We start from the raw sequence: 19,032 nt of genomic DNA on the forward strand, positions 1-19,032 counted from the left end.
TCGCTGGCGCATCACTTTGAATCACACCCAAGTGCATCGCGCCCCCGGGTTGTTTCCGGTACTGCGCGGATTGATCGACCGCGCTCGGCGAGCAGGTCGCACAACCGGTCAATATCTGCTGCTGGGGTCCGCGTCGCCTGATCTGCTCAAGCAGTCAGGCGAAAGCCTGGCCGGCCGCATCAGCTATCTTGAGCTGGCGCCTTTCAGCGTACTGGAAACACCCAACCTGCCAACCGATGAACTCTGGCTACGCGGTGGGTTTCCGGACAGCCTGCTCGCGGCCAATGCAGCCCGCAGCCTGCGATGGCGCCAGGATTTCATCCGCACCTATCTGGAGCGCGATATTCCACAGTTCGGGCCTCGCATCGCCGCCGAAACCCTGCGTCGCTTCTGGGGCATGTTGGCCCATCATCAGGGCGGCCTGCTCAACATTGCCCAATTCGCGCGCAACCTGGGCGTAGACGCCAAGACCGCCGCGGCCTATCTCGACCTGTTGGCGGACTTGTACCTCGTGCGCCGTCTGCCCGCCTGGCATGCCAACCTGGGCAAGCGTCTGGTCAAATCGCCCAAGGTATATGTGCGCGACAGCGGCCTGGTCCATGCCCTGCTAGCCATCCCCGAGAAGGAAACCCTGCTGGCACATCCGGTGGTCGGGCAAAGCTGGGAATGCATGGTCATGGAAAACCTGCTCATCGCCGCTGCCGGCAAGGCACAAGGTTACTTCTATCGCACCAGCGGCGGTGCCGAAATCGACTTGCTGCTGGCCTGGCCGGACAACAGCCTATGGGCGGTCGAAATCAAGCGCAGCCTCAATCCAAAAGTCGAACGAGGCTTTCATGCCGCCTGTGAAGACCTGGCCCCCGCGCGCAAGTTCGTCGTCTATCCCGGCCAGGAACGCTATCGAATGGCCCACGACATCCAGGCCATCTCACTGCTCGAACTGGCAACCCAAGTTGCCGAAGGCTGACTACAGCACCGGCAGGGCCACGCCGCTCCGATTACCGATACCCACCCTCATGGCGAGGAGGCGCAGCCGACGTGGCAATCCAGTGCCGCAAGCTCGGACAGCTCAGCTGCTACCGCCGCCCTCTACCTTTCCAGCGCCACCTCCCGAGGCGCCTCCCCTCGCCCGATGGCGTGATACTCGATCCCAAGGCTGTGGACCAGGGCGGGGTCGAAGAGGTTGCGGCCGTCGAAGATCAGCGGCTGCTTGAGCAGCGCCCGCATCTGCTCGAAGTCCGGGCTCTTGAACTCGCGCCACTCGGTGACGAATCTCCCCTCCCCCCTCGCGGGGGCGAAGGCGGGGTTTCGCGGAGCACTGCTCCGCGCCGCCGCAGCCAGCCCGCGATGCAGCGCGGGCCGTGGGAGGGGTCGGGGGGTGAGATGGGGAATTCGCAGAGCATGCTCTGCGCCCATCGAACGATTCCGGCGTGCAAGCCGGAATGCGCCCTGCAAGGGAGGGAAACGGTCATGACTTCCATGATCGGGGTGCCTGGAAAAGTCATGACCGTTCGGCGCTGCGCGTATCCATCCGCAGCAGCTTGTCGCGGTTGCGCGAAAACGGCGCGTAGATCGCCCGCATCAGCAGCCTGGCGCGCTCGTCGTCCGCTCCGATGATGATCCGGTCGGGGCGCATGAAGTCCTCGACCGCGGCACCTTCCTGGAGAAACTCCGGGTTGCTGACGACGGCAAAGTCCACGCGGACCCCCGTTCCGCCAGCACCTCCTGCACCGCCGCACGCACCCGGTCGGCGGTGCCGACCGGCACCGTGCTCTTGTCGACGATCACCTGGTAGTCGGGACAGCGGCGTGCTTGAGGCGAACGTCGTAGTAGTCGTTGCGGTTGTCGATGCCGACAACCGTGTCACCGCGATGAAGGAGGCGACGCCCAGGGACCGCGAGCGCGGACGGAAAGCCTGACTGCATCCTCCCACCCGCCACCACATGTAAACGATGAAACGTTACTGGGCTACTCACCCACTCGGGTCAGCACCATCCGGATCACTTCGGCGGAAATACGGAAGTCGGACTGGTGCAAGGCGCTGAACACGTCGCGGGCGGAAGCGACGAGTCCTCGGGTCTTGGCCATGCCGATGACCGCGGCCGTACCGGCTACCTGGAGGCCCATTTCCAGCGCGCTTGCCCGCCCGGCCCGCTCATCCATCAGCACCAGCGACTCGCCGGCATGACCCATGGCAACACGGATGCAGGCGGCTTCTCCCTCGTCTAGGTCCGGCAACGGCAAATCACCAACCGGTTGCGACCACACACGCAACCAGCCCGTCGCCATCGCCTCCCGGATCGCCTGCTCGCCGGGGAAGCCGCTGCCTGAAAGCACCTCATTCCTGACTTCCTCGGGCATCCATACTTCGCCAAACAACGCGGCCAGCCATGGCAAACCATCCACCAGCGACAAACCGATCAGCGGACTCGCGTCAGTCAGGACGATGCGAGCCATTGATCCAGGGTATCCAGGTCGCTGACGGCCTCCTGAGCATCCAGTTGGATGACCGCGATGCCGAGCCGTGAAACATGGGCGGCGAAGTGCGACATCGTCATCCCGGCCAGGCGCGCCGAGCGGGCCAGCGACAGATGTCCTTCACGGAACAACACTGTCGCCAAAGCCGCCTTGACGCCCGGCGCCGCCAGCGCGCCATCCTCGTTCAGGCCCACTATCAGCGCATCCGGCCGATCACGATTCATGACGAGCACCATGTCTTCATGGGCCTTGCGCAACGCATCGGTCGGGTTGTTCTTCAAGCTACTCACATTCACCACTTGCATTCCTATCTCCTATAGGAATAAATCGTGCCAGATTATAGCAGCCAGCCCGGCGATGACTGACGCGGCTGCGCGGTAGCGCGCACGCTGACCCGGATTCCTTCGTTCTCTTGCGCCAGTCAATCGGTCGTTCCACATCGCCTGCGGGACTCGCACGACGGTCTGAGAGCGGGAGCGTCCTGGCCCCACGGGCCGACGCGATGTTTGCGCAATAGTGCGGACGGTATCCTACAATTTGAGAATTGCTGGAGTCTTGAAGTCACTTCATTCGCTGGCGAATAACAGCGTATCCCCCTGGCGCAACACGTCAGCCAGATTGCGAGTGCTGGTGGTCAGTTGAGTACACCGGTCCGAATTTTCTCTTGTTTCCGAGTGGCGACGTCAGTCCTGACAGTGGTAGGATGAAAAGCTTCAGCGAGTTGGCGGAGATCGCACATGACAGCGTTGAATAGCCCGCACGACCACTTCGAACACAAGAGCTACGTCGAGTCGCGAATCGGCCTGGACCTCCTGCGTTACCGGGTACGGATCTGGGAACAATGGATGAACGCCGGGAATTCCGGCCGCTTGCCGGTGATCGTGCCGGTCGTGGTCTATCACGGCACGGCGACCTGGCGCGTCAGCCGGCAATTCGCCGATGAGGTGGAAGATGCTCCGGCCCTGCGCGCCTATGTGCCGGCGTGTGTCTATCACCTGATCGACTTGAGCGGATACCGGGACGACGAGCTGCAGGGCGCGGTCATGCTGCATACGGCGCTGCTGACCCTGAAGTACATTTTCCGGAACGAATTGCGCGAACGGCTGCCGGAAATTCTGGGACTGCTGCGGGACCTCGCGCAGAGCTCGATGGGGTTGGACTATGTCCGTACGCTTTTACGGTACCTGGCACAGGCGGCGAGCATCGACCGCTTGAGCGGTGACCAGTTACGCCAGGTCGTGACAGAAACTTTGAGTGGTGGAGGTGAACTGATGCTGACGATTGCCGAACAATGGGAACAACAGGCGATGGAGAGAGGGATCGAAAAAGGGATCGAAAAAGGGATCGAGAAAGGGATCGAGAAAGGGATCGAGAAAGGGATCGAAAGGGGAATTGAAAAGGGAATCGAGAAGGGAATCGAGAAGGGAATCGAGCAAGGCGAAGCACGGCTGCTGAAGCAGTTGTTGACCTGGCGCTTCGGAGCCTTACCGGCCTGGGTCGAGAGCCAGCTCGCAGGCGCTGCACCGGAGCGCCTGGAGGCGTGGGCGAAGCGCGTGCTCGACGCACAGACCCTGGACGCCGTGTTCGTCGAACGATCCTGAACACCCCCCTGCTGCGACGGGCCGACCGCGTTCCTGTCCGCGGCGGCCCGAATGGATCACGCCAACGGGGCTATAGGGTAAACAGTAACCCCTGCGAATGAACAGAAGGTCGTCTCCATACGCGAGGGTCTCATCGTCGTGATGGGTGTGTATTCTGCCATCAATGGGCGCTGCATTTTCGGAAATCACCTTACTCTGACGAGAGTTAGGTATACCGTCACCTTTTTTCGTCATCACCATTTTTCACCGAAATAACCTTGCAGATTGATGATGACGTTGATAATATGACAGAATGTATCGTCACAGAATCCTATCCGAACGGCTGCAAAGGCTCGTGGAAGCCTTTCCGGTCGTCGTCCTCAGTGGTGCCCGCCAGGTAGGCAAGACCACGCTGCTCCGCCACCTTTTTCCCAAGGTTGACTACGTGGTGTTCGACGCCAGCCTGGATGTCGAAAATGCGCGGCGGGAGCCCGATCTTTTTCTGCGCAACCATCCCGCACCGGTCATCCTGGATGAAATCCAGTATGCGCCCGAAGTAGTAGCAGCCATCAAGCGTCACGTCGACCGTGACCCCCATCGCGTGGGTCAATATCTGGTGACCGGATCGCAGCAGTGGCAGGTTCTACGTTCCGTTTCGGAAAGCCTGGCCGGACGTGCAGCCTTCCTGGATCTCTATGGTTTCTCCCTGCAGGAAATCGCCAATTCAGATACCGGCTGGTTAAGCCGCTGGCTGGAAACGCCGGATGCCTTCTTCGACTGGAGCCGCCAGGCTGCACTCCACGAAACCAATCTGCCGTTATGGCTCTGGCGGGGAAGCCTGCCCCGCGCAATCGAAATGAACGAAGACCTGATACCGGACTTCTGGGCCGGCTACCACCGCACATATGTCGAGCGAGATGCCAGACTGGCCGGTGGCATCGAAGACTGGCAGGACTTTGGCCGCTTCGTTCGTCTGATGGGCGCGCTAACCGCCCAGGAAATCAACTATAGCCAGTTAGGCCGGGAAATCGGGATGACCCCGCAAACCGCCCGGCGTTGGCTGGGCATCATGGAAGGCACGTATCAGTGGTTTTCCCTCCCGGCCTTCTCGGGAAACCCCGCCAAGCGAGTCTCCTTGCGCCCCAAAGGACACCTCGCCGACACCGGGCTGGCCTGCCACCATGCGCAAATTTCCTCTCCCCGGGCCTTGACCGCCCACCCCCTGTTCGGCGCCTTGTTCGAAACGGCCATGGTCGGTGAACTGATCAAACAAGCGTCCCGGCTACCTACCCACCCAACATTTCACCACTGGCGCGCCGCCGGCGGGGCCGAGATCGACATCCTCCTGGAACGCGACGGCATGCTCTATCCCATTGAGATCAAACTCACCGCCAACCCAAACCGGCACATGGCAAAAGGTATCGAAGCCTTCCAGGCCGCACATGCCCATTTGAACTGTGGCCCAGGCGCACTCCTCTGCCCCGTGGAACAAACGCGCTGGGTCAGTGAAAACGTATTGGCAATACCGTGGAACCTGATTTGAGGTGATTTCCGCAAATGGCCGTACCAAGAGTCATGGTGTTAGGCCGGGCTCATGGCCAGAAAAACAAGCCGCTGCGGTAGTTGTTCGGGATCTTGATTCCCGGAAATCACCTGAGACGATGGAACGAGGCATTCAGAAAGGGATCAAGCAAGGGCCATGCCAACGCAGTGCAGCCAGGCAACGCGCATGGGCCGCGTTGTAGGCCAGGTCGGGCCGGGTTTCCGGCATCCTTCAGACGCGCGAGGGCCGAGCGCTTCAGGCCTGCAACCTCACGTGCATCCGGCGGCTCCTTTGCCAGCGGCTTGCCTGGCCCGCAGAGATTCTCAAGCTGCGACGAGGTCATGCTCATCTCCGATCAGCCATAGCTTGGGCTGCGCCAGCACCCGCGTCACGAAGGCATTGCCTTCGCCAACCCGACGAGCCAGTTCCGCAGGCGAATAAACCGTAGGGCTTACGGGTCGGCCAAGCTTCCCCGCCACCGCTTCCAGCGTCCCGAACAAGTCTGCGTAAGTCAGGCTGTCGCTTATCACCATCAAGTCGATGTCGCTCGCCGCGGTGTCGCTATTCTTCGCCACCGACCCGAACACGAAAGCAGCTTCAATCCGATCAGCCAGCGCTGCCAGCGCCAACTTCCCGGGGCACCTCCCCTCGACCGATGGCGTGATACTCGAGCCCCAGGCTGCGGACCAGGGCCGGGTCGAAGAAGTTGCGGCCGTCGAAGATCAGCCCTGGCAGGTCGCCGAACACCCGCCGCGCTTCGTCCATCGCCACCGGGGTCGTACGCCCGGATCGCCGCGCCACGGCGCAGCAGCTCGTGCACACACCCGACTCGGCGCTTCGCGCATCTCGTCGGTATCCGGCTTGAAGGCCAGGCCCCAGAGGGCGAAGCTTCGCCCCTGCAGATCCTCGCCGAAGCCGGCGACTACCTTGTAGACCAGCACCCGCCTCTGGCTATCGTTTGCCGCCTCGACCGCCGTCAGCGCGCGCAGGTCGATATCCATATCGTGGCCTCGTGGCCGTTGCGAACCAGCGCCTTGACATCCTTGGGAAAGCGCGATCCGCCGTAGCCGGTGCCGGCGAAGAGAAAGTGCGTGCCGATGCCGTGGCGCACTCATCGGGCGGCATGCCGACGCCTCTGAACTGCAGCGCCCCGTGATGCACCGCGACGACGAGGTCGGTGGTGAACTGCAACCGGCCATCCGCGGAATTGCGCTGGACCATCTGTTCCAGATCCGGCTCATGGATCAGGATGCCGCCATTGTTGAGGATCTCGATCTTGCGCTCATCGACATCGATTCAGAGTGGCGACGTCAGTCCTGACAGTGGTAGGATGAAGCTTCAGCGAGTTGGCGGAGATCGCACATGACAGCGTTGAACAGCCCGCACGACCGGTTTTTCAAGGCGGTGTTCGGGCGCACCGAGGTGGCGGCGGAGTTCCTGGAACGTTATCTGCCGGCGGCGGCAGGACAGGCCCTGGACTGGAAGACCTTGCGCACGGCCAAGGATTCGTTTCTCGACCCGGAACTTGCGCTGCATCCCGCGGACCTGCTGTACGCGGTCGATCTCTGCGGCGGCGGAACCGGCTATGTGCACGTGCTGTTCGAACACAAGAGCTACGTCGCAAGAGCTACGTCGAGGCGCGAATCGGCCTGGACCTCCTGCGCTACCGCGTGCGGATCTGGGAACAATGGCTGAACGCCCGGAATTCCGGTCGCCTGCCCGTTGTCGTACCGGTCGTGGTCTATCACGGCACGGCGACTTGGCGCGTCAGCCGGCAATTCGCCGATGAGGTAGAAGACGCTCCGGCCCTGCGCGCCTATGTGCCGGCGTGTGTCTATCACCTGATCGACTTGAGCGGATACCGGGACGACGAGTTGCAGGGCGCAGTCATGCTGCATACGGCGCTGCTGACCCTGAAGTACATTTTCCGGAACGAATTGCGCGAACGGCTGCCGGAAATTCTGGGACTGCTGCGGGACCTCGCGCAGAGCTCGATGGGGTTGGACTATGTCCGTACGCTTCTACGCTACCTGGCGCAGGCGGCGAGCATTGACCGCTTGAGCGGTGACGAGTTGCGCCAGGCAGTGACGCAAACTTTGAGTGGTGGAGATGAACTGATGCTGACGATTGCCGAGCAATGGGAACAGCAGGCGATGGAGAGAGGGATCGAAAGGGGAATCGAGAAGGGAATCGAGCAAGGCGAAGCACGGCTGCTGAAGCAGTTGTTGACCTGGCGCTTCGGAGCCTTGCCGGCCTGGGTCGAGAGCCAGCTCGCAGGCGCTGCACCGGAGCGCCTGGAGGCGTGGGCGAAGCGCGTGCTCGACGCACAGACCCTGGACGCCGTGTTCGTCGAACGATCCTGAACCCCCCCCTTCTGCGACGGGCCGACCGCGTTCCTGTCCGCGGCGGCCCGAATGGATCACGCCAACTGGGCTATGGGGTAACCAGTGACCCTTGCGAATTCGGTGACAGTACACACTCCATTGCAAGCTCGGACAGCTCACACGCCGCCGCCCTCACCCCTCCAGCGCCACCTCCGCAACAACAACCCGCGGGTAATCGATCACACCCCCCGCTGGCACGACGGGCTGGGGTGGCTTGAAGCAGCCTCTGGGCAGCGCTTGGCTGGCACGGGATTTATCGATGACCGACCCCAACCCGAACTCCCCAGGTTACGCTGTAGCGATCTGAACTCGCGGGACGATTAAGATGCTGTCCCTTGTTTCACAGGATCCGGCTCGTGGATCGGCACGCTTGCAGAAAAAACTGACCGTGAGGTGGCGATCCTCTCGGTCACCTCGACCGCGAGCAACAATCCGCCGACTGTCGGCCAGAAGCCCCCAGAGATACATATATTGTCCCCGAATTACCTGGGAATTCGCCTTGGTGCATGTGACTGTTGCAGATGTGTCGTAAAACATTTGTTTGGCGACACATGCCTTGAACTTGCTGCACTTGTAAATTTACCTGAACAGGTATAAATTGCCATCATGGCTGATGAAGAAAAACCGCTCGAATGGATTGCGAGTAGCTACAAGGATTTGATGGCGTTGCCGCCCGATGTGCGTCGGCGTTTCGGTTACGCCTTGTCGCTGGCGCAGATGGGCGACCAGGACGACGCAGCCAAGGTGCTCAAGGGCTTCGGTGGTGCCGGCGTGCTGGAGGTCGTCGAAGACGATGCTGGCGGCACCTATCGAGCGGTCTACACGGTCAAGTTTGCGGAGGCAATGTTCGTCCTGCACTGCTTCCAGAAGAAGAGCAAGAGCGGGATCGCCACGCCGAAAGCAGACATGGACATCATCCGCGCTCGGCTGAAGGTGGCCGAGACATTGGCAAAGGAGCTACGAAATGCAGAAACGAATCATTGAAGGCGTCGAGGTTCAACGCAGCTCGGGCAACGTTTTCGCCGACCTCGGACTGCCCGACGCCGAGAAACTGAAAATCAAGACCGGTCTGGTGGTTGAGATCAGGAAGGCTGTGCGCGCCCTTGGACTGACGCAACAAGCGGCGGCTAAGCGCATGGGCATCCCGCAACCGAAGGTGTCGGGCATGATGCGCGGCGACTTCACCAACCTGTCCGAGCGCAAGCTAATGGACTGCTTGAACCGCCTCGGCTACGACATCGAAATCAAGGTGCGGCCGGCGGCCGAGCCGATCGGGCATCTGACGCTTGCAACCGCCTGACCGGAGCCCGCTGATGGCAGCCCGCATAACCGATGAAGAATGGGACAAGCTATCCCCGGAGAACTTGGAAGAGATACAGGAAACGCTGTCACGGTCGACAGCGCTTTACCCGGACAGCCTGTGCCATGACGGCTTGGGCGGTAACGAATGATCGACTGGTGGATTGTCGTATCGACGAAGGCGAGGAATACGCCCGACCACCCCAACGCCAGGTCGTACACCCATGAAGAAGTCATGCAGGCAATACAGGAACGCATCGACCGGGCGCGAGACAAGCCACGTTGATCGGCTGACGGAAATTTCTGGGGTTCCGGCTTACAACCCCGTGATGCAACCTGAGTGTGCAGGGTGGTCCGCGGCTTCTTCAGGCTGGCGTATCAGGAGGAACACGCATGCTGTCACCGTGTTACCCCCCCCCAGTCGGGCGGCCACCTTGCCACAAGCTTCGATCAGGTCGGCTACGAGCCGCTCGTCCACGTTCAGATCGCCTTCGTACTCGCCCAGATTGCGGATTGCATGGCATTTGGCCAGCACACGCCAAACCTCCGGGCCCAGACCCAAGGTGTGCGGCAGCACCTGAAACACGATGTAGCGGTTGCCGGCCCGGTAGCCATGCCAGCGCAGTGCAGCCAGGCACAACGCATGGGCGGAGTTGTAGGCCAGGTCGAAGCGGCTTTCCAGCGAATTGGCCGGGTTTCCAGCATCCTTCAGACGAGCGAGGGCCGAGCGCTTCAAGCCCGCAACCTCCGCGTGCATCCGGCTGCTCTTTCGCCAGCGGCTTGCCTGGCCCGCACAGATTCTCAAGCGGCGACGAGGTCATGCTCATCCCCGATCAGCCATAGCTTGGGCTGCGCCAGCACCCGCGTCACGAAGGCATGGCCTTCGCCAACCCGACGAGCCAGTTCCGCAGGCGAATGAACTGGGGAATACGGTGACAGTATTCTCAGTTGCAGGCTCGGACAGCCCAGCCCCTGCCGCCGCCCTCTACCCCTCCAGCGCCACCCCCCGACGCGCCCCCTGATGCGCCTCCCCTCGCCCGATGGCGAAATACTCGAGCCCCAGGCTGCGGACCAGGGCCGGGTCGAAGAGGTTGCGGCCGTCGAAGATCAGCGGCTGCTTGAGCAGCGCCCGCATCTGCTCGAAGTCCGGGCTCTTGAACTCGCGCCACTCGGTGGCGATCAGCAGTGCATCGGCATCGCGCAGCGCGTCCGCCTGCTGGCTGGCGAAGCTCAGCCCCGGCAGGTCCCAACACCCGCCGCGCTTCGTTCATCGCCACCGGGTCGTACGCCCGGATCGCCGCGCCGCGGCGCAGCAGTTCGTGCACGATCACCCGACTCGGCGCTTCGCGCAGGTCGCGTCGGTGTCCGGCTGGAACTGGAGATCGGCCGAACCGTCCTCGTCGGGCGGCGTGCCGACGCCGATGAACTGCGGCGTCCCGTGATGCACCGCGACGACGTCGGTGGTGAATTGCAGCCGGCCATCGGCAGCATTGCGCTCGACCCTCTGTTCCAGACCGAATTTTCTCTTGTTTCCAAGTGGCGACGTCAGACCTGACAGTGGTAGGATGAAGCTTCAGCGAGTTGGCGGAGGTCGCACATGACAGCGTTGAACAGCCCGCACGACCGCTTTTTCAAGGCGGTGTTCGGGCGCACCGAGGTGGCGGCGGAGTTCCTGGAACGTTATCTGCCGGCGGCAGCAGGACAGGCCCTGGACTGGAAGACCTTGCGCACGGCAAGGGATTCGTTTCTCGATCCGGAACTTGCGCTGCATCCCGCGGACTTGCTGTACACCGTCGATCTCTGCGGCGGCGGAACCGGCTATGTGCACGTGCTGTTCGAACACAAGAGCTACGTCGAGTCGCGAATCGGCCTGGACCTCCTGCGTTACCGGGTACGGATCTGGGAACAATGGATGAACGCCGGGAATTCCGGCCGCTTGCCGGTGATCGTGCCGGTCGTGGTCTATCACGGCACGGCGACCTGGCGTGTCAGCCGGCAATTCGCCGATGAGGTGGAAGATGCTCCGGCCCTGCGCGCCTATGTGCCGGCGTGTGTCTATCACCTGATCGACTTGAGCGGATACCGGGACGACGAGCTGCAGGGCGCGGTCATGCTGCATACGGCGCTGCTGACCCTGAAGTACATTTTCCGGAACGAATTGCGCGAACGGTTGCCGGAAATTCTGGGACTGCTGCGGGACCTCGCGCAGAGCTCGATGGGGTTGGACTATGTCCGTACGCTTTTACGGTACCTGGCGCAGGCGGCGAGCATCGACCGCTTGAGCGGTGACCAGTTACGCCAGGTCGTGACAGAAACTTTGAGTGGTGGAGGTGAACTGATGCTGACGATTGCCGAGCAATGGGAACAACAGGCGATGGAGAGAGGGATCGAGAAGGGAATCGAGCAAGGCGAAGCACGGCTGCTGAAGCAGTTGTTGACCTGGCGCTTCGGGGCCTTGCCGGCCTGGGTCGAGAGCCAGCTCGCAGGCGCTGAACCGGAGCGCCTGGAGGCGTGGGCGAAGCGCGTGCTCGACGCACAGACCCTGGACGCCGTGTTCGTCGAACGATCCTGAACAACACCCCCTGCTGCGACGGGCCGACCGCGTTCCTGTCCGCGGCGGCCCGAATGGATCGCTCCAACGGGGCTATGGAACGTTCAAAAAAACAACCTGCGGAAATTCATTGCTGGATTGGAAAATCGGTAGCCTTGGGCCTGCCAACCCACCGGCTTCGGGGCCTTCGTGAGCGTCAAGGCCCCTCACCGCCCCAACTGCATAACCACCCCCAGCATCCTTTTCGCCATAGCCGTTCGGTCGTATTTCTTTGCGGCTTCCAGACACTGGGCGCGATAGCGCTCATACGTAGGACGATCCTGCTGCAGTAACCGCAGGTGTTGCACCAGTGCAGCCGTGTTTTCCGGTTCGAACACGATGCCCACGCCCTCGTCCCGCACGATGTCCGCAGACTCCCCTGCCACCCCGTGCAGCACCGGCAAGCCCATACCCATGCACTCGAACAACTTGGAAGGAATCACCGTCGTGAAAAGCTCGGTCTTTCTGAGGTGGATAACCGACACATCGAGCAACGACCAATAGCGCGCCACCTGCTCCTTGGGCACTGAATCGATGAAGGTCACATTGTCCAGATCCCGCCGCGCCGCTTCGTCTTTGAGTGCCTGCTTGCGCGCGCCATCCCCCAGGAAAATGAAGTGGTACGAAGCGTCATCCGGGTGAGCGCGCAGCATCTCGGCCGCGTCCAGCAGGGTTTCCAAATGGTGCGCCAAACCGTGAGTACCCACATAACCGGCGACGAACTTGCCTGCCAAACCCAGTTCCCGCAGCAGTTCAGCGTCCTTGGGCATAGGCTTGAATCGGGACATATCCACGCCGTTGGTCACCACTTCAATTTTCTCGCCGTCCACACCGCGAGAGATCAACGTTCTCTTGAACGAATGCGTCACCGAAACGATCCGGGCCGCCTTCCGATAAAGGAACAACTCCAAACGCTCCAGCGCCCGGATAGCGGCGGATTCCTTCATCGCGCCCACCGCCTTGATCGACTCTGGCCACAGGTCACGCAACTCGAACACAAACGGAATCCACTTCAAACGGCTCACCACATAGGCCGCGCACACGGTAAAGAACTGCGGCGAGGTTCCTATCACCACGTCCACACCACGAACGAATAGCGCCGCCAAAGTGGCTGACACCATGAAACTCTGGTAATCCAGAATCCGCTTCACAAAGCCGTCATTCGCGGTGATGTAAGACCACACACGAATCACCCGAATGCCCGCCATCTCCTCGATTTGCCATATCCGGTTGCGATAGCCATCAAACACCTTGCCCTTGGGAAAGTTAGGCGCACAGGTGATCACCGTTACTTGATTGCCAGCGCGCACCCACTCGCGACAATGTTCGAAAGTACGCGAAGCAGGGGCATTCACCTCCGGCGGAAAGTTATCCGTCAGAAACAGAATGTGCATATCACTTCCATGAGAAATCCATCGCCACATCAGCACCTTCGAATTGAATTTCTACGCACTGACTGGGTACGGTGACCCCGAACTCCGGGTGCCACGTAGCGGGGACCACTCGGGCAACACCGCCCGCGACAGACCAGTTCACAATCTGCCCAGCGGACAAGATGAATTGCCCTGCCTGACCTTGCCCGGTTACCTGAACAGTGGGGTGCAGATAGTAGCGAGCCACCGCCACGCGGAACCCACCCTCTATGTAATCGCTCACCTGCAAAGAGTGTTCCGCCAGCCACCAGCGCCGGCGGTGAATTGGCTTGCCCTTCAAACGCCGATAGCCATCGTGAGCACAGATCACTTTCAATCCTTGGTCTTCATCCGTGATCGCCAGCCCGAAAGGTCTCGCCCGCTGGGCCACACGGAAACCGCCCCACACCTCGCTGGAGTCCGCGCCATCCACTTCAACCGTGCTATGCGCAGCCGTCCCGCGCTGGCGCAGACGTTCCGCGCCAAGCCCATACTGCGACGTCCCCGAATTGACCACCACGCGCTGGCCAAATAGCGAAAGCTCAAAAGAAAGCGTATTGGCATGAGCATGGCCCGGCAAGTAATCTGGTCCAATTCGGGCCACATCCAACAAAGCTGCCGCATTGCCCTGTTGCAGCCGTACGTAACCGGAATCGGCAAGGTGCACGCATCGCCCCTTTGTCGCCATCACGCTTGGAACGATACCCAGCCGCTCTGAATAAGCAGCAAGTGCCGCGAAATCTGCCGCAATACCCAGAGCCGCATCGTTGAAGAAAGAAATCCCGCCATCCGGATGAATCATCTGTTGAAGCCAATACAACATCCGACCCGCCACTTCCCGCCAGTGAGCAACCACCGCATCCGGCACCTGCCCCGGCCAGACGTGGGCCGCGTTCAACAGATCCAGCACGTCCTCAAGAATGATCGCGTGGTACATCGGGCTGAGCTCGAAATGACCGCCGTCCGGCAGCACCTGTTCCGGCACCTCCCGAGCCAGAATTCTCAGACCCCGCGCCAACCATTCGGCGGCTTCGTCACCTGCAAAAAAAAGGCCCGCAAACACGAGGGCCTTGGCGTTCACAAACAGGTGGTTACCCAACAAATGCCACTCGATATGTCGTCGCAGCCAGCGCGCCTGCACGGCCAGGCTATCTACCCAGGCCAGTTCCAGCACATTTCCTGCAAGCCACCACTTGATCCAGTTCACGATCCGCAACGAACTCGGGTAGGGCTCCCAGCCGTTACCCACTCCCGGTGGATTCTCCGCCACCCAACGCGCCAACAGCGCCCGATGCCAGGCAGTGCGCTCAGCCGCAGCGACCCCATTCAGATCGTCAAAGTAATGCAGATTGTAGAGCCACAGCTTTTCCCTTGCCGGATGATTCCAATCCACAGCATTCCGCACCTGGCCAATCACAGCCAAAAAGCGGAACGCATCAGCCGCCAGCATGGAAGCGGGCCGTTCAACCGTAGTGGCCCACTGACCTGCCACCAGACTAGGCGAGGGCGCAGCCCTCAGATCAGGCTTTGCCGGGTTCACGCGATGCCAGAGCCGGCCGGTGATCTGCACTGGGCGCAGGTGACGAAGGGTATGGAAATAACGTGCCGGGTTCATTGTCAACAAAAGAGAAGTTCAAACCAGAGGCACTAAACCATCTTGCGTAAAGTACCGACCAGCAAAATCCGGAACGGTGCCAAGAGGCTTGTCGAATTCACAAGGCGCTCATACAGAGCACCAGCCAAGTAAGTAGGCCAAGTCATGCGCAAGTATTCAGGCCGACCTTCGATACGCTCAATGCGTTCAACGGTGAAGCCGGCTTCGGCAGCAAGCCGCGACACGTCGCCTTTCGTATTGGTGCGATATCGCGTTGGAAACGTATCCGCCTCGGCGCGCCCACGTAGCCTGTTCACAAATTGATGAAAACCGTGCGGTGTCAGGCGTGCGATGGTCGGCATGTAATGCCATTTGTTCGGGGTTTTGAACAAGAGCACACCGCCTGGCTTCAATACACGCGAAACCTCCTTGTAAACCGACAATGGGTCATCGAGATGCTCGAATACATTGTCGGAAAACACCACGTCGAACACCTCGTCCTCGTAGGGAATTCCACGAGCATCAGAAACCCGTCCTTCATGCAGCATGGGGTTATCCACCACCCGTGGATCCAAATCCACACCACAGACCTTTTGTGCCAAACCCTTGAAATTCATCTGCGCAACGATGCCCGCCCCTGCACCAAGATCCAAGACGACCGAATCCGGTTTGATGTGGGCTATGATCCGCTCGCGGAACATAGCGTCATCCCAGTTCTTCGCATAAGCCGAATACCAGCTACTGTCGATCCACTCTACCACGCTCCCCATGATAATTCCTCAGCAACCAGCAAGTTCGATGGAAACCCGACTTGACTCGATAATTTCAGAGAACGGGATGGGCGCCAATCCGCCCTCAGAAATTGCTTTCACAAACGCCGCAGCGCAGGCTTTCTGGCCCTTGTCCTGGTGCCACAGATTCATATCCTTGAAGCCCGGCCACACATAGCCCTTCAGCCTCCGGAAGTTATCCATCTGTAACACCCTTCCGGCGGCAAACACCTCCAGGCGCTCTTTCGGGAAGGCCTTACAACCATTGGCGAAGTAATGCACGGTGCCGATGGAACCATCAGCAAACCGAAGCTGCAGTGTGACGGTATCGCCATTGGGCGAATCCATCGCTAACCGGGAATATGCAACGATCGAGCTCCCCACCAGAAAACGCAGCAGATCAATGAAATGACACGCCTCACCTATGATGCGTCCGCCACCGATTTCACTATCCTGCGTCCAGTGATCTGCGGGAATTGCGCCGGCATTTACCGTCATCACCAGCGACTTCGGTCCGCTAACCCCGGCCAGCAGCGACTTCATCTTCTGCACGTGCGGCGCAAAACGGCGGTTGAAGCCGACCATGACCAACGGCGCCCTGCCCTGATTTTCCAGCCGCGCATGCGTCGCCTCGATCTCATCTAGCTCTTCCAAGGTCAGGCACATCGGCTTTTCAACAAAGACCTGCTTGCCCGCGGCCAGCGCCTGCAGCACGAACCCCGCGTGGCTGTTGTGTCGGGTGGTGATCACCAGGGCATCCACTTTCGGGTCAGCAAACACGCTGGCCGTATCCGTGGTGGTCTCGGCAAAACCATACTTCCTGGCGGCATGCACCCCACTTACCCCGGTGCTGGAGGCTACCGAAGCCAGAAAAGCTCCCGCTTCCTTGAAGGCCGGGATCAATACCCCGGTGGCGTAGTTTCCGGAACCGACAAACGACACAGCCGGCTGCTTACCTGTCCCCGTCAGCGACCTCTCGGACACCAGACGAACGGTCGATTCCCGCATCACCGCGTCAGGCTTCTCCATACGCGTCGGATATTCCAGCAAGATGCCCATCGACGGTTCGCTGCCGCCCACCACCGCGTACGCCGCTTCAGTCTGATCCAGCTTGAAACGGTGCGAGATCAGCGGCTGCACATCCAACCGGCCGTCGGCCAGCATGTCCAGCACCGCCTCGAAGTTTCGCTGCTCGGTCCAGCGCACAAAGCCAACCGGGTAGTCCTGCCCCTTCTCCTCGTAGTTCGGGTCATAGCGGCCGGGGCCATAAGAAGCAGATACCTGGAAGGTCAACTCCTTCTTGAAGAAGTCGTCGCGGGACAACTCAAGTCCGGTGACTCCCACCAGCACGATGCGCCCACGCTTGCGGCACATCAGAGCCGCCTGATGAATCGGCTCGCTGCTCTTGGTGGCCGCCGTCACCAAGACTGCATCGACCCCGCGCCCACGTGAAAACCGCTCGGCAGCCTGCACCACATCTTCCGCGGCACCGAGGTTCACGACCTCCGCACCGAATGACCTGGCCAACGCCAGTCTCCCCGGATCAAAATCAATCCCCAGGACCCGGCAGCCGTTGGCCCGCAACAACTGCACCGCAATCTGCCCGATCAAGCCCAGACCCGTCACCACCACCACCTCACCGAGGGTCGGCTGAACCAGCCGAATGCCCTGCAAGGCAATCGCGCCAAGCACTGTAAACGCCGCCGCCTCGTCGGTCACGGCATCCGGTATCCGTGCGCACAAATTCAGCGGCACGCTCACCACCTCGGCGTGCTTGCCATTGGACGCGACCCGATCCCCGATGGCAAAGCCTGCAGCGCCCTTGCCGACCTCCACCACCTCGCCTACATTGCAATACCCCAGCGGCAATGGCTGCTCCAGTTTGTTGCGCACGGCATCCAGCGTCGGCATCAGCCCGTCTGTCTTGACTTTGTCCAGCACCATGCGCACCTTATCCGGCTGCTGGCGGGCCTTTTCGATAGGATTCCCCTTACCGAAATCGACCATCATCCGCTCCGTGCCGGCGGAGATCAGAGAACGGCTCGTGCGGATCAACAACTGACTGTTGCTCGCGCGCGGAGAAGGTACCTCCGCCACTTCAGTACTACCGCTCTTGAGATTTTGGAGAATCTGTTTCATATTATGTCAGGTCTATACACTCGCGGTCGCCCACAGCGGCCGGAGGTGCTCCAGCGACGCGAAAAAGATTTTGAAAGAAATACAAGGAAGAGTTGTCATAGCCAGGAAATCGTGGAGTCGCCGCGCGCAGCTTGCACTTGGTTCTAGCGCAAGCCGCGGTTGGCGTAGCCCAGTAGCACCTTGGCACGCTCCACCTCGCGTACCGACGCCGCTCTCGGTCGCGCAATTCGTCAACATCGCCCGCTCATCGGCCCTCGAGACCAAGGCAGCCCGCTTCGCTTTCCCGGCGGTGATCATTCCCGTCAAGAGTTGTAGGAGAATCATAACCATTCACGCATAGTTTGCAGCTCTATCGAAGGATAATAACTACTAGATTCCAGAATTAATCAAAATAACATCGCCGCCCGCTCCAGCATTACTCATTGCGCTTTCTCGGCACGATATCGCTCATCAGAACAAAATCTGCATTGTCACCAGCCGCATAGTCAACAAAACGCGCCAGCATATCGCGCTTAGTCCCATTGTCACGGAGGTCCCAGTAGTGAGTATTCACCACCATCGGATGCGTGTATTTCTTACACAGATCAAACATCCCCTTTAGATACTCATACGACGCCATCCGACACGCATTGAGCTCGTTATGTTTAGCATACTCCAAGACAGCGGGGTAAGGGTACCCATAGATTCCGCGATATAGCCACCGAAGTAAGTAGTTGACCACACACTGCCTATTTAACTCACGATCAATTCTTAAACCGATGATGCCTGACAAATTCATTCCTGCCGATATCACCGCCTTAATGCCGTTTTTATAAATTATATTGCTTGGCGGGACAAACCAAGAAATATCCGAGTTCGTCAGCCGCTGAAGGTGCTGTCGCGCTTCTAGCAGTTTGTTGGGCAAGGTGCTTTGGAGCTCACGCCACTGCATTTCAGCTAGTCTACGTCCGTCGTCGAAGCGGTACTCGTGAGTGACGCCATGCAGCAGTACTTCAATACGTCCAGTATTAATGCCGCTGGATAGAAAAGATACCAAGTCTTTGTTGTCGGCTACGTCATAGTAACTCCCCGAATCGATACCAGATGACTCGGGACAATCCCCGTTGTAGCCGCTCACCCAGGGCACAACACCCACTGAAATTGGAATGCTTTCAAGTCCCTTATATGCCTTACAGAAGGAGTCTACGTCTGTAAAAAAATTAGTGTCATCATCTCGTATGGCAACCTTAACCATAACTCACTC

18 protein-coding genes and 6 pseudogenes are annotated in these 19,032 nt (G+C 60.1%); 9 read left to right on the top strand and 15 right to left on the bottom strand.

Translation table 11 applies throughout. The features are described from left to right. The first annotated feature begins 16 nt into the window (after positions 1-16). Positions 17-967, top strand: coding sequence for an ATP-binding protein (locus V5B59_RS04490; protein WP_332351623.1), 951 nt, complete (start codon positions 17-19; stop codon positions 965-967). Positions 968-1,089: 122 nt separating this feature from the next. Here the strand turns inward: V5B59_RS04490 and V5B59_RS04495 are convergent, their stop codons facing one another. The 4 genes and pseudogenes from V5B59_RS04495 to V5B59_RS04510 all read right to left on the bottom strand — a co-directional run bounded on the left by V5B59_RS04495 (position 1,090) and on the right by V5B59_RS04510 (position 2,783). Then, positions 1,090-1,227 (bottom strand): hypothetical protein, encoded by a 138-nt coding sequence (locus V5B59_RS04495; RefSeq protein WP_408612885.1) that lies wholly within the window; start codon positions 1,225-1,227, stop codon positions 1,090-1,092. Between the two features lie 283 nt (positions 1,228-1,510). Then, positions 1,511-1,809, bottom strand: a pseudogene (locus V5B59_RS04500) (UDP-glucose 6-dehydrogenase); the annotation flags it as partial. A gap of 159 nt (positions 1,810-1,968) precedes the next feature. Beyond that, on the bottom strand, positions 1,969-2,457 hold the full coding sequence (locus tag V5B59_RS04505) for a DUF3368 domain-containing protein (protein ID WP_169070919.1): 489 nt from the start codon (positions 2,455-2,457) through the stop codon (positions 1,969-1,971). Beyond that, positions 2,439-2,783: a UPF0175 family protein gene (locus tag V5B59_RS04510; protein WP_169070918.1), complete on the bottom strand. Its 345-nt coding sequence runs from the start codon at positions 2,781-2,783 to the stop codon at positions 2,439-2,441. Before V5B59_RS04510 ends, V5B59_RS04505 begins: the two co-directional genes overlap by 19 nt. A gap of 432 nt (positions 2,784-3,215) precedes the next feature. On the opposite strand from V5B59_RS04510, the gene V5B59_RS04515 reads away from it, so the two are divergent. After that, a complete protein-coding gene (locus V5B59_RS04515) occupies positions 3,216-4,079 on the top strand; it encodes an Rpn family recombination-promoting nuclease/putative transposase (protein ID WP_332351624.1) in 864 nt (287 codons plus the stop codon). Positions 4,080-4,413: 334 nt separating this feature from the next. Further along, positions 4,414-5,601 (top strand): ATP-binding protein, encoded by a 1,188-nt coding sequence (locus V5B59_RS04520; protein WP_332351625.1) that lies wholly within the window; start codon positions 4,414-4,416, stop codon positions 5,599-5,601. Positions 5,602-5,924: 323 nt separating this feature from the next. On the opposite strand, the gene V5B59_RS04530 is transcribed toward V5B59_RS04520, so the two are convergent. The 3 genes and pseudogenes from V5B59_RS04530 to V5B59_RS26470 all read right to left on the bottom strand — a co-directional run. Continuing rightward, entirely contained in the window at positions 5,925-6,230 is a 306-nt protein-coding gene (locus V5B59_RS04530) for a nucleotidyltransferase domain-containing protein (protein ID WP_211203433.1), read from the bottom strand. Further along, a pseudogene (locus V5B59_RS04535) lies at positions 6,208-6,700 on the bottom strand (UDP binding domain-containing protein); the annotation flags it as partial. The gene V5B59_RS04530 and the pseudogene V5B59_RS04535, both read right to left, overlap by 23 nt. Positions 6,701-6,771: 71 nt before the next feature. Then, positions 6,772-6,897, bottom strand: a pseudogene (locus V5B59_RS26470) (hypothetical protein); the annotation flags it as partial. 66 nt (positions 6,898-6,963) lie between these two features. On the opposite strand from V5B59_RS26470, the gene V5B59_RS04540 reads away from it, so the two are divergent. The 5 genes from V5B59_RS04540 to V5B59_RS04560 all read left to right on the top strand — a co-directional run bounded on the left by V5B59_RS04540 (position 6,964) and on the right by V5B59_RS04560 (position 9,436). Continuing rightward, positions 6,964-7,296 (top strand): Rpn family recombination-promoting nuclease/putative transposase, encoded by a 333-nt coding sequence (locus tag V5B59_RS04540; RefSeq protein WP_248594932.1) that lies wholly within the window; start codon positions 6,964-6,966, stop codon positions 7,294-7,296. Then, positions 7,272-7,964, top strand: a complete 693-nt coding sequence (locus V5B59_RS04545; RefSeq protein WP_308240140.1) for an Rpn family recombination-promoting nuclease/putative transposase — start codon at positions 7,272-7,274, stop codon at positions 7,962-7,964. The genes V5B59_RS04540 and V5B59_RS04545 overlap by 25 nt, the downstream gene beginning before the upstream one ends. A 627-nt stretch (positions 7,965-8,591) precedes the next feature. After that, the gene (locus tag V5B59_RS04550) at positions 8,592-8,969 is read left to right on the top strand and encodes a type II toxin-antitoxin system RelE/ParE family toxin (protein WP_169070913.1); all 378 of its coding nucleotides are present in this window, start codon (positions 8,592-8,594) and stop codon (positions 8,967-8,969) included. Further along, on the top strand, positions 8,950-9,285 hold the full coding sequence (locus V5B59_RS04555) for a helix-turn-helix domain-containing protein (protein WP_169070912.1): 336 nt from the start codon (positions 8,950-8,952) through the stop codon (positions 9,283-9,285). Before V5B59_RS04550 ends, V5B59_RS04555 begins: the two co-directional genes overlap by 20 nt. Positions 9,286-9,298: 13 nt before the next feature. Beyond that, positions 9,299-9,436, top strand: coding sequence for a hypothetical protein (locus V5B59_RS04560; RefSeq protein WP_169070911.1), 138 nt, complete (start codon positions 9,299-9,301; stop codon positions 9,434-9,436). Between the two features lie 266 nt (positions 9,437-9,702). Here the strand turns inward: V5B59_RS04560 and V5B59_RS04565 are convergent. The 3 pseudogenes from V5B59_RS04565 to V5B59_RS26100 all read right to left on the bottom strand — a co-directional run. After that, positions 9,703-10,105, bottom strand: a pseudogene (locus tag V5B59_RS04565) (hypothetical protein); the annotation flags it as partial. A gap of 164 nt (positions 10,106-10,269) precedes the next feature. Beyond that, positions 10,270-10,665, bottom strand: a pseudogene (locus V5B59_RS04570) (UDP binding domain-containing protein); the annotation flags it as partial. 48 nt (positions 10,666-10,713) lie between these two features. Beyond that, positions 10,714-10,851: pseudogene (locus V5B59_RS26100) on the bottom strand (hypothetical protein); the annotation flags it as partial. Between the two features lie 30 nt (positions 10,852-10,881). Here V5B59_RS26100 and V5B59_RS04575 point away from each other — a divergent pair. Then, positions 10,882-11,856 (top strand): Rpn family recombination-promoting nuclease/putative transposase, encoded by a 975-nt coding sequence (locus V5B59_RS04575; protein ID WP_169070910.1) that lies wholly within the window; start codon positions 10,882-10,884, stop codon positions 11,854-11,856. Between the two features lie 185 nt (positions 11,857-12,041). Here V5B59_RS04575 and V5B59_RS04580 read toward each other — a convergent pair whose 3' ends face one another. From V5B59_RS04580 to V5B59_RS04600, 5 genes are all read right to left on the bottom strand, one after another. After that, positions 12,042-13,268 (bottom strand): glycosyltransferase family 4 protein, encoded by a 1,227-nt coding sequence (locus tag V5B59_RS04580; RefSeq protein ID WP_169070909.1) that lies wholly within the window; start codon positions 13,266-13,268, stop codon positions 12,042-12,044. A gap of 1 nt (position 13,269) precedes the next feature. Next, positions 13,270-14,736: a heparinase II/III family protein gene (locus V5B59_RS04585; RefSeq protein ID WP_332351626.1), complete on the bottom strand. Its 1,467-nt coding sequence runs from the start codon at positions 14,734-14,736 to the stop codon at positions 13,270-13,272. A gap of 197 nt (positions 14,737-14,933) precedes the next feature. Continuing rightward, positions 14,934-15,650 carry a class I SAM-dependent methyltransferase gene (locus V5B59_RS04590; protein ID WP_169070908.1) on the bottom strand — a complete coding sequence of 239 codons (717 nt, stop codon included), beginning with the start codon at positions 15,648-15,650 and terminating at the stop codon, positions 14,934-14,936. 9 nt (positions 15,651-15,659) lie between these two features. Then, a complete protein-coding gene (locus tag V5B59_RS04595; protein ID WP_332351627.1) occupies positions 15,660-17,789 on the bottom strand; it encodes a bi-domain-containing oxidoreductase in 2,130 nt (709 codons plus the stop codon). A 415-nt stretch (positions 17,790-18,204) separates the two neighbouring features. Beyond that, positions 18,205-19,023 (bottom strand): DUF2334 domain-containing protein, encoded by an 819-nt coding sequence (locus V5B59_RS04600; RefSeq protein WP_332351628.1) that lies wholly within the window; start codon positions 19,021-19,023, stop codon positions 18,205-18,207. Positions 19,024-19,032: the final 9 nt, after the last annotated feature.

This window comes from Candidatus Accumulibacter contiguus, from assembly GCF_036625285.1.
Taxonomy (GTDB): Bacteria; Pseudomonadota; Gammaproteobacteria; order Burkholderiales; family Rhodocyclaceae; genus Accumulibacter; species Accumulibacter contiguus.

What these genes read in the sequence shown, in the direction of transcription:
- V5B59_RS04495 (WP_408612885.1), bottom strand. Translation starts at nt 1,227, where the DNA reads ATGCGGGCGCTGCTCAAGCAGCCGCTGATCTTCGACGGCCGCAACCTC.
- V5B59_RS04505 (WP_169070919.1), bottom strand. Translation starts at nt 2,457, where the DNA reads ATGGCTCGCATCGTCCTGACTGACGCGAGTCCGCTGATCGGTTTGTCG.
- V5B59_RS04510 (WP_169070918.1), bottom strand. Translation starts at nt 2,783, where the DNA reads ATGCAAGTGGTGAATGTGAGTAGCTTGAAGAACAACCCGACCGATGCG.
- V5B59_RS04515 (WP_332351624.1), top strand. Translation starts at nt 3,216, where the DNA reads ATGACAGCGTTGAATAGCCCGCACGACCACTTCGAACACAAGAGCTAC.
- V5B59_RS04540 (WP_248594932.1), top strand. Translation starts at nt 6,964, where the DNA reads ATGACAGCGTTGAACAGCCCGCACGACCGGTTTTTCAAGGCGGTGTTC.
- V5B59_RS04550 (WP_169070913.1), top strand. Translation starts at nt 8,592, where the DNA reads ATGGCTGATGAAGAAAAACCGCTCGAATGGATTGCGAGTAGCTACAAG.
- V5B59_RS04555 (WP_169070912.1), top strand. Translation starts at nt 8,950, where the DNA reads ATGCAGAAACGAATCATTGAAGGCGTCGAGGTTCAACGCAGCTCGGGC.
- V5B59_RS04560 (WP_169070911.1), top strand. Translation starts at nt 9,299, where the DNA reads ATGGCAGCCCGCATAACCGATGAAGAATGGGACAAGCTATCCCCGGAG.
- V5B59_RS04575 (WP_169070910.1), top strand. Translation starts at nt 10,882, where the DNA reads ATGACAGCGTTGAACAGCCCGCACGACCGCTTTTTCAAGGCGGTGTTC.
- V5B59_RS04580 (WP_169070909.1), bottom strand. Translation starts at nt 13,268, where the DNA reads ATGCACATTCTGTTTCTGACGGATAACTTTCCGCCGGAGGTGAATGCC.
- V5B59_RS04585 (WP_332351626.1), bottom strand. Translation starts at nt 14,736, where the DNA reads ATGCTGGCGGCTGATGCGTTCCGCTTTTTGGCTGTGATTGGCCAGGTG.
- V5B59_RS04590 (WP_169070908.1), bottom strand. Translation starts at nt 15,650, where the DNA reads ATGGGGAGCGTGGTAGAGTGGATCGACAGTAGCTGGTATTCGGCTTAT.
- V5B59_RS04595 (WP_332351627.1), bottom strand. Translation starts at nt 17,789, where the DNA reads ATGAAACAGATTCTCCAAAATCTCAAGAGCGGTAGTACTGAAGTGGCG.
- V5B59_RS04600 (WP_332351628.1), bottom strand. Translation starts at nt 19,023, where the DNA reads ATGGTTAAGGTTGCCATACGAGATGATGACACTAATTTTTTTACAGAC.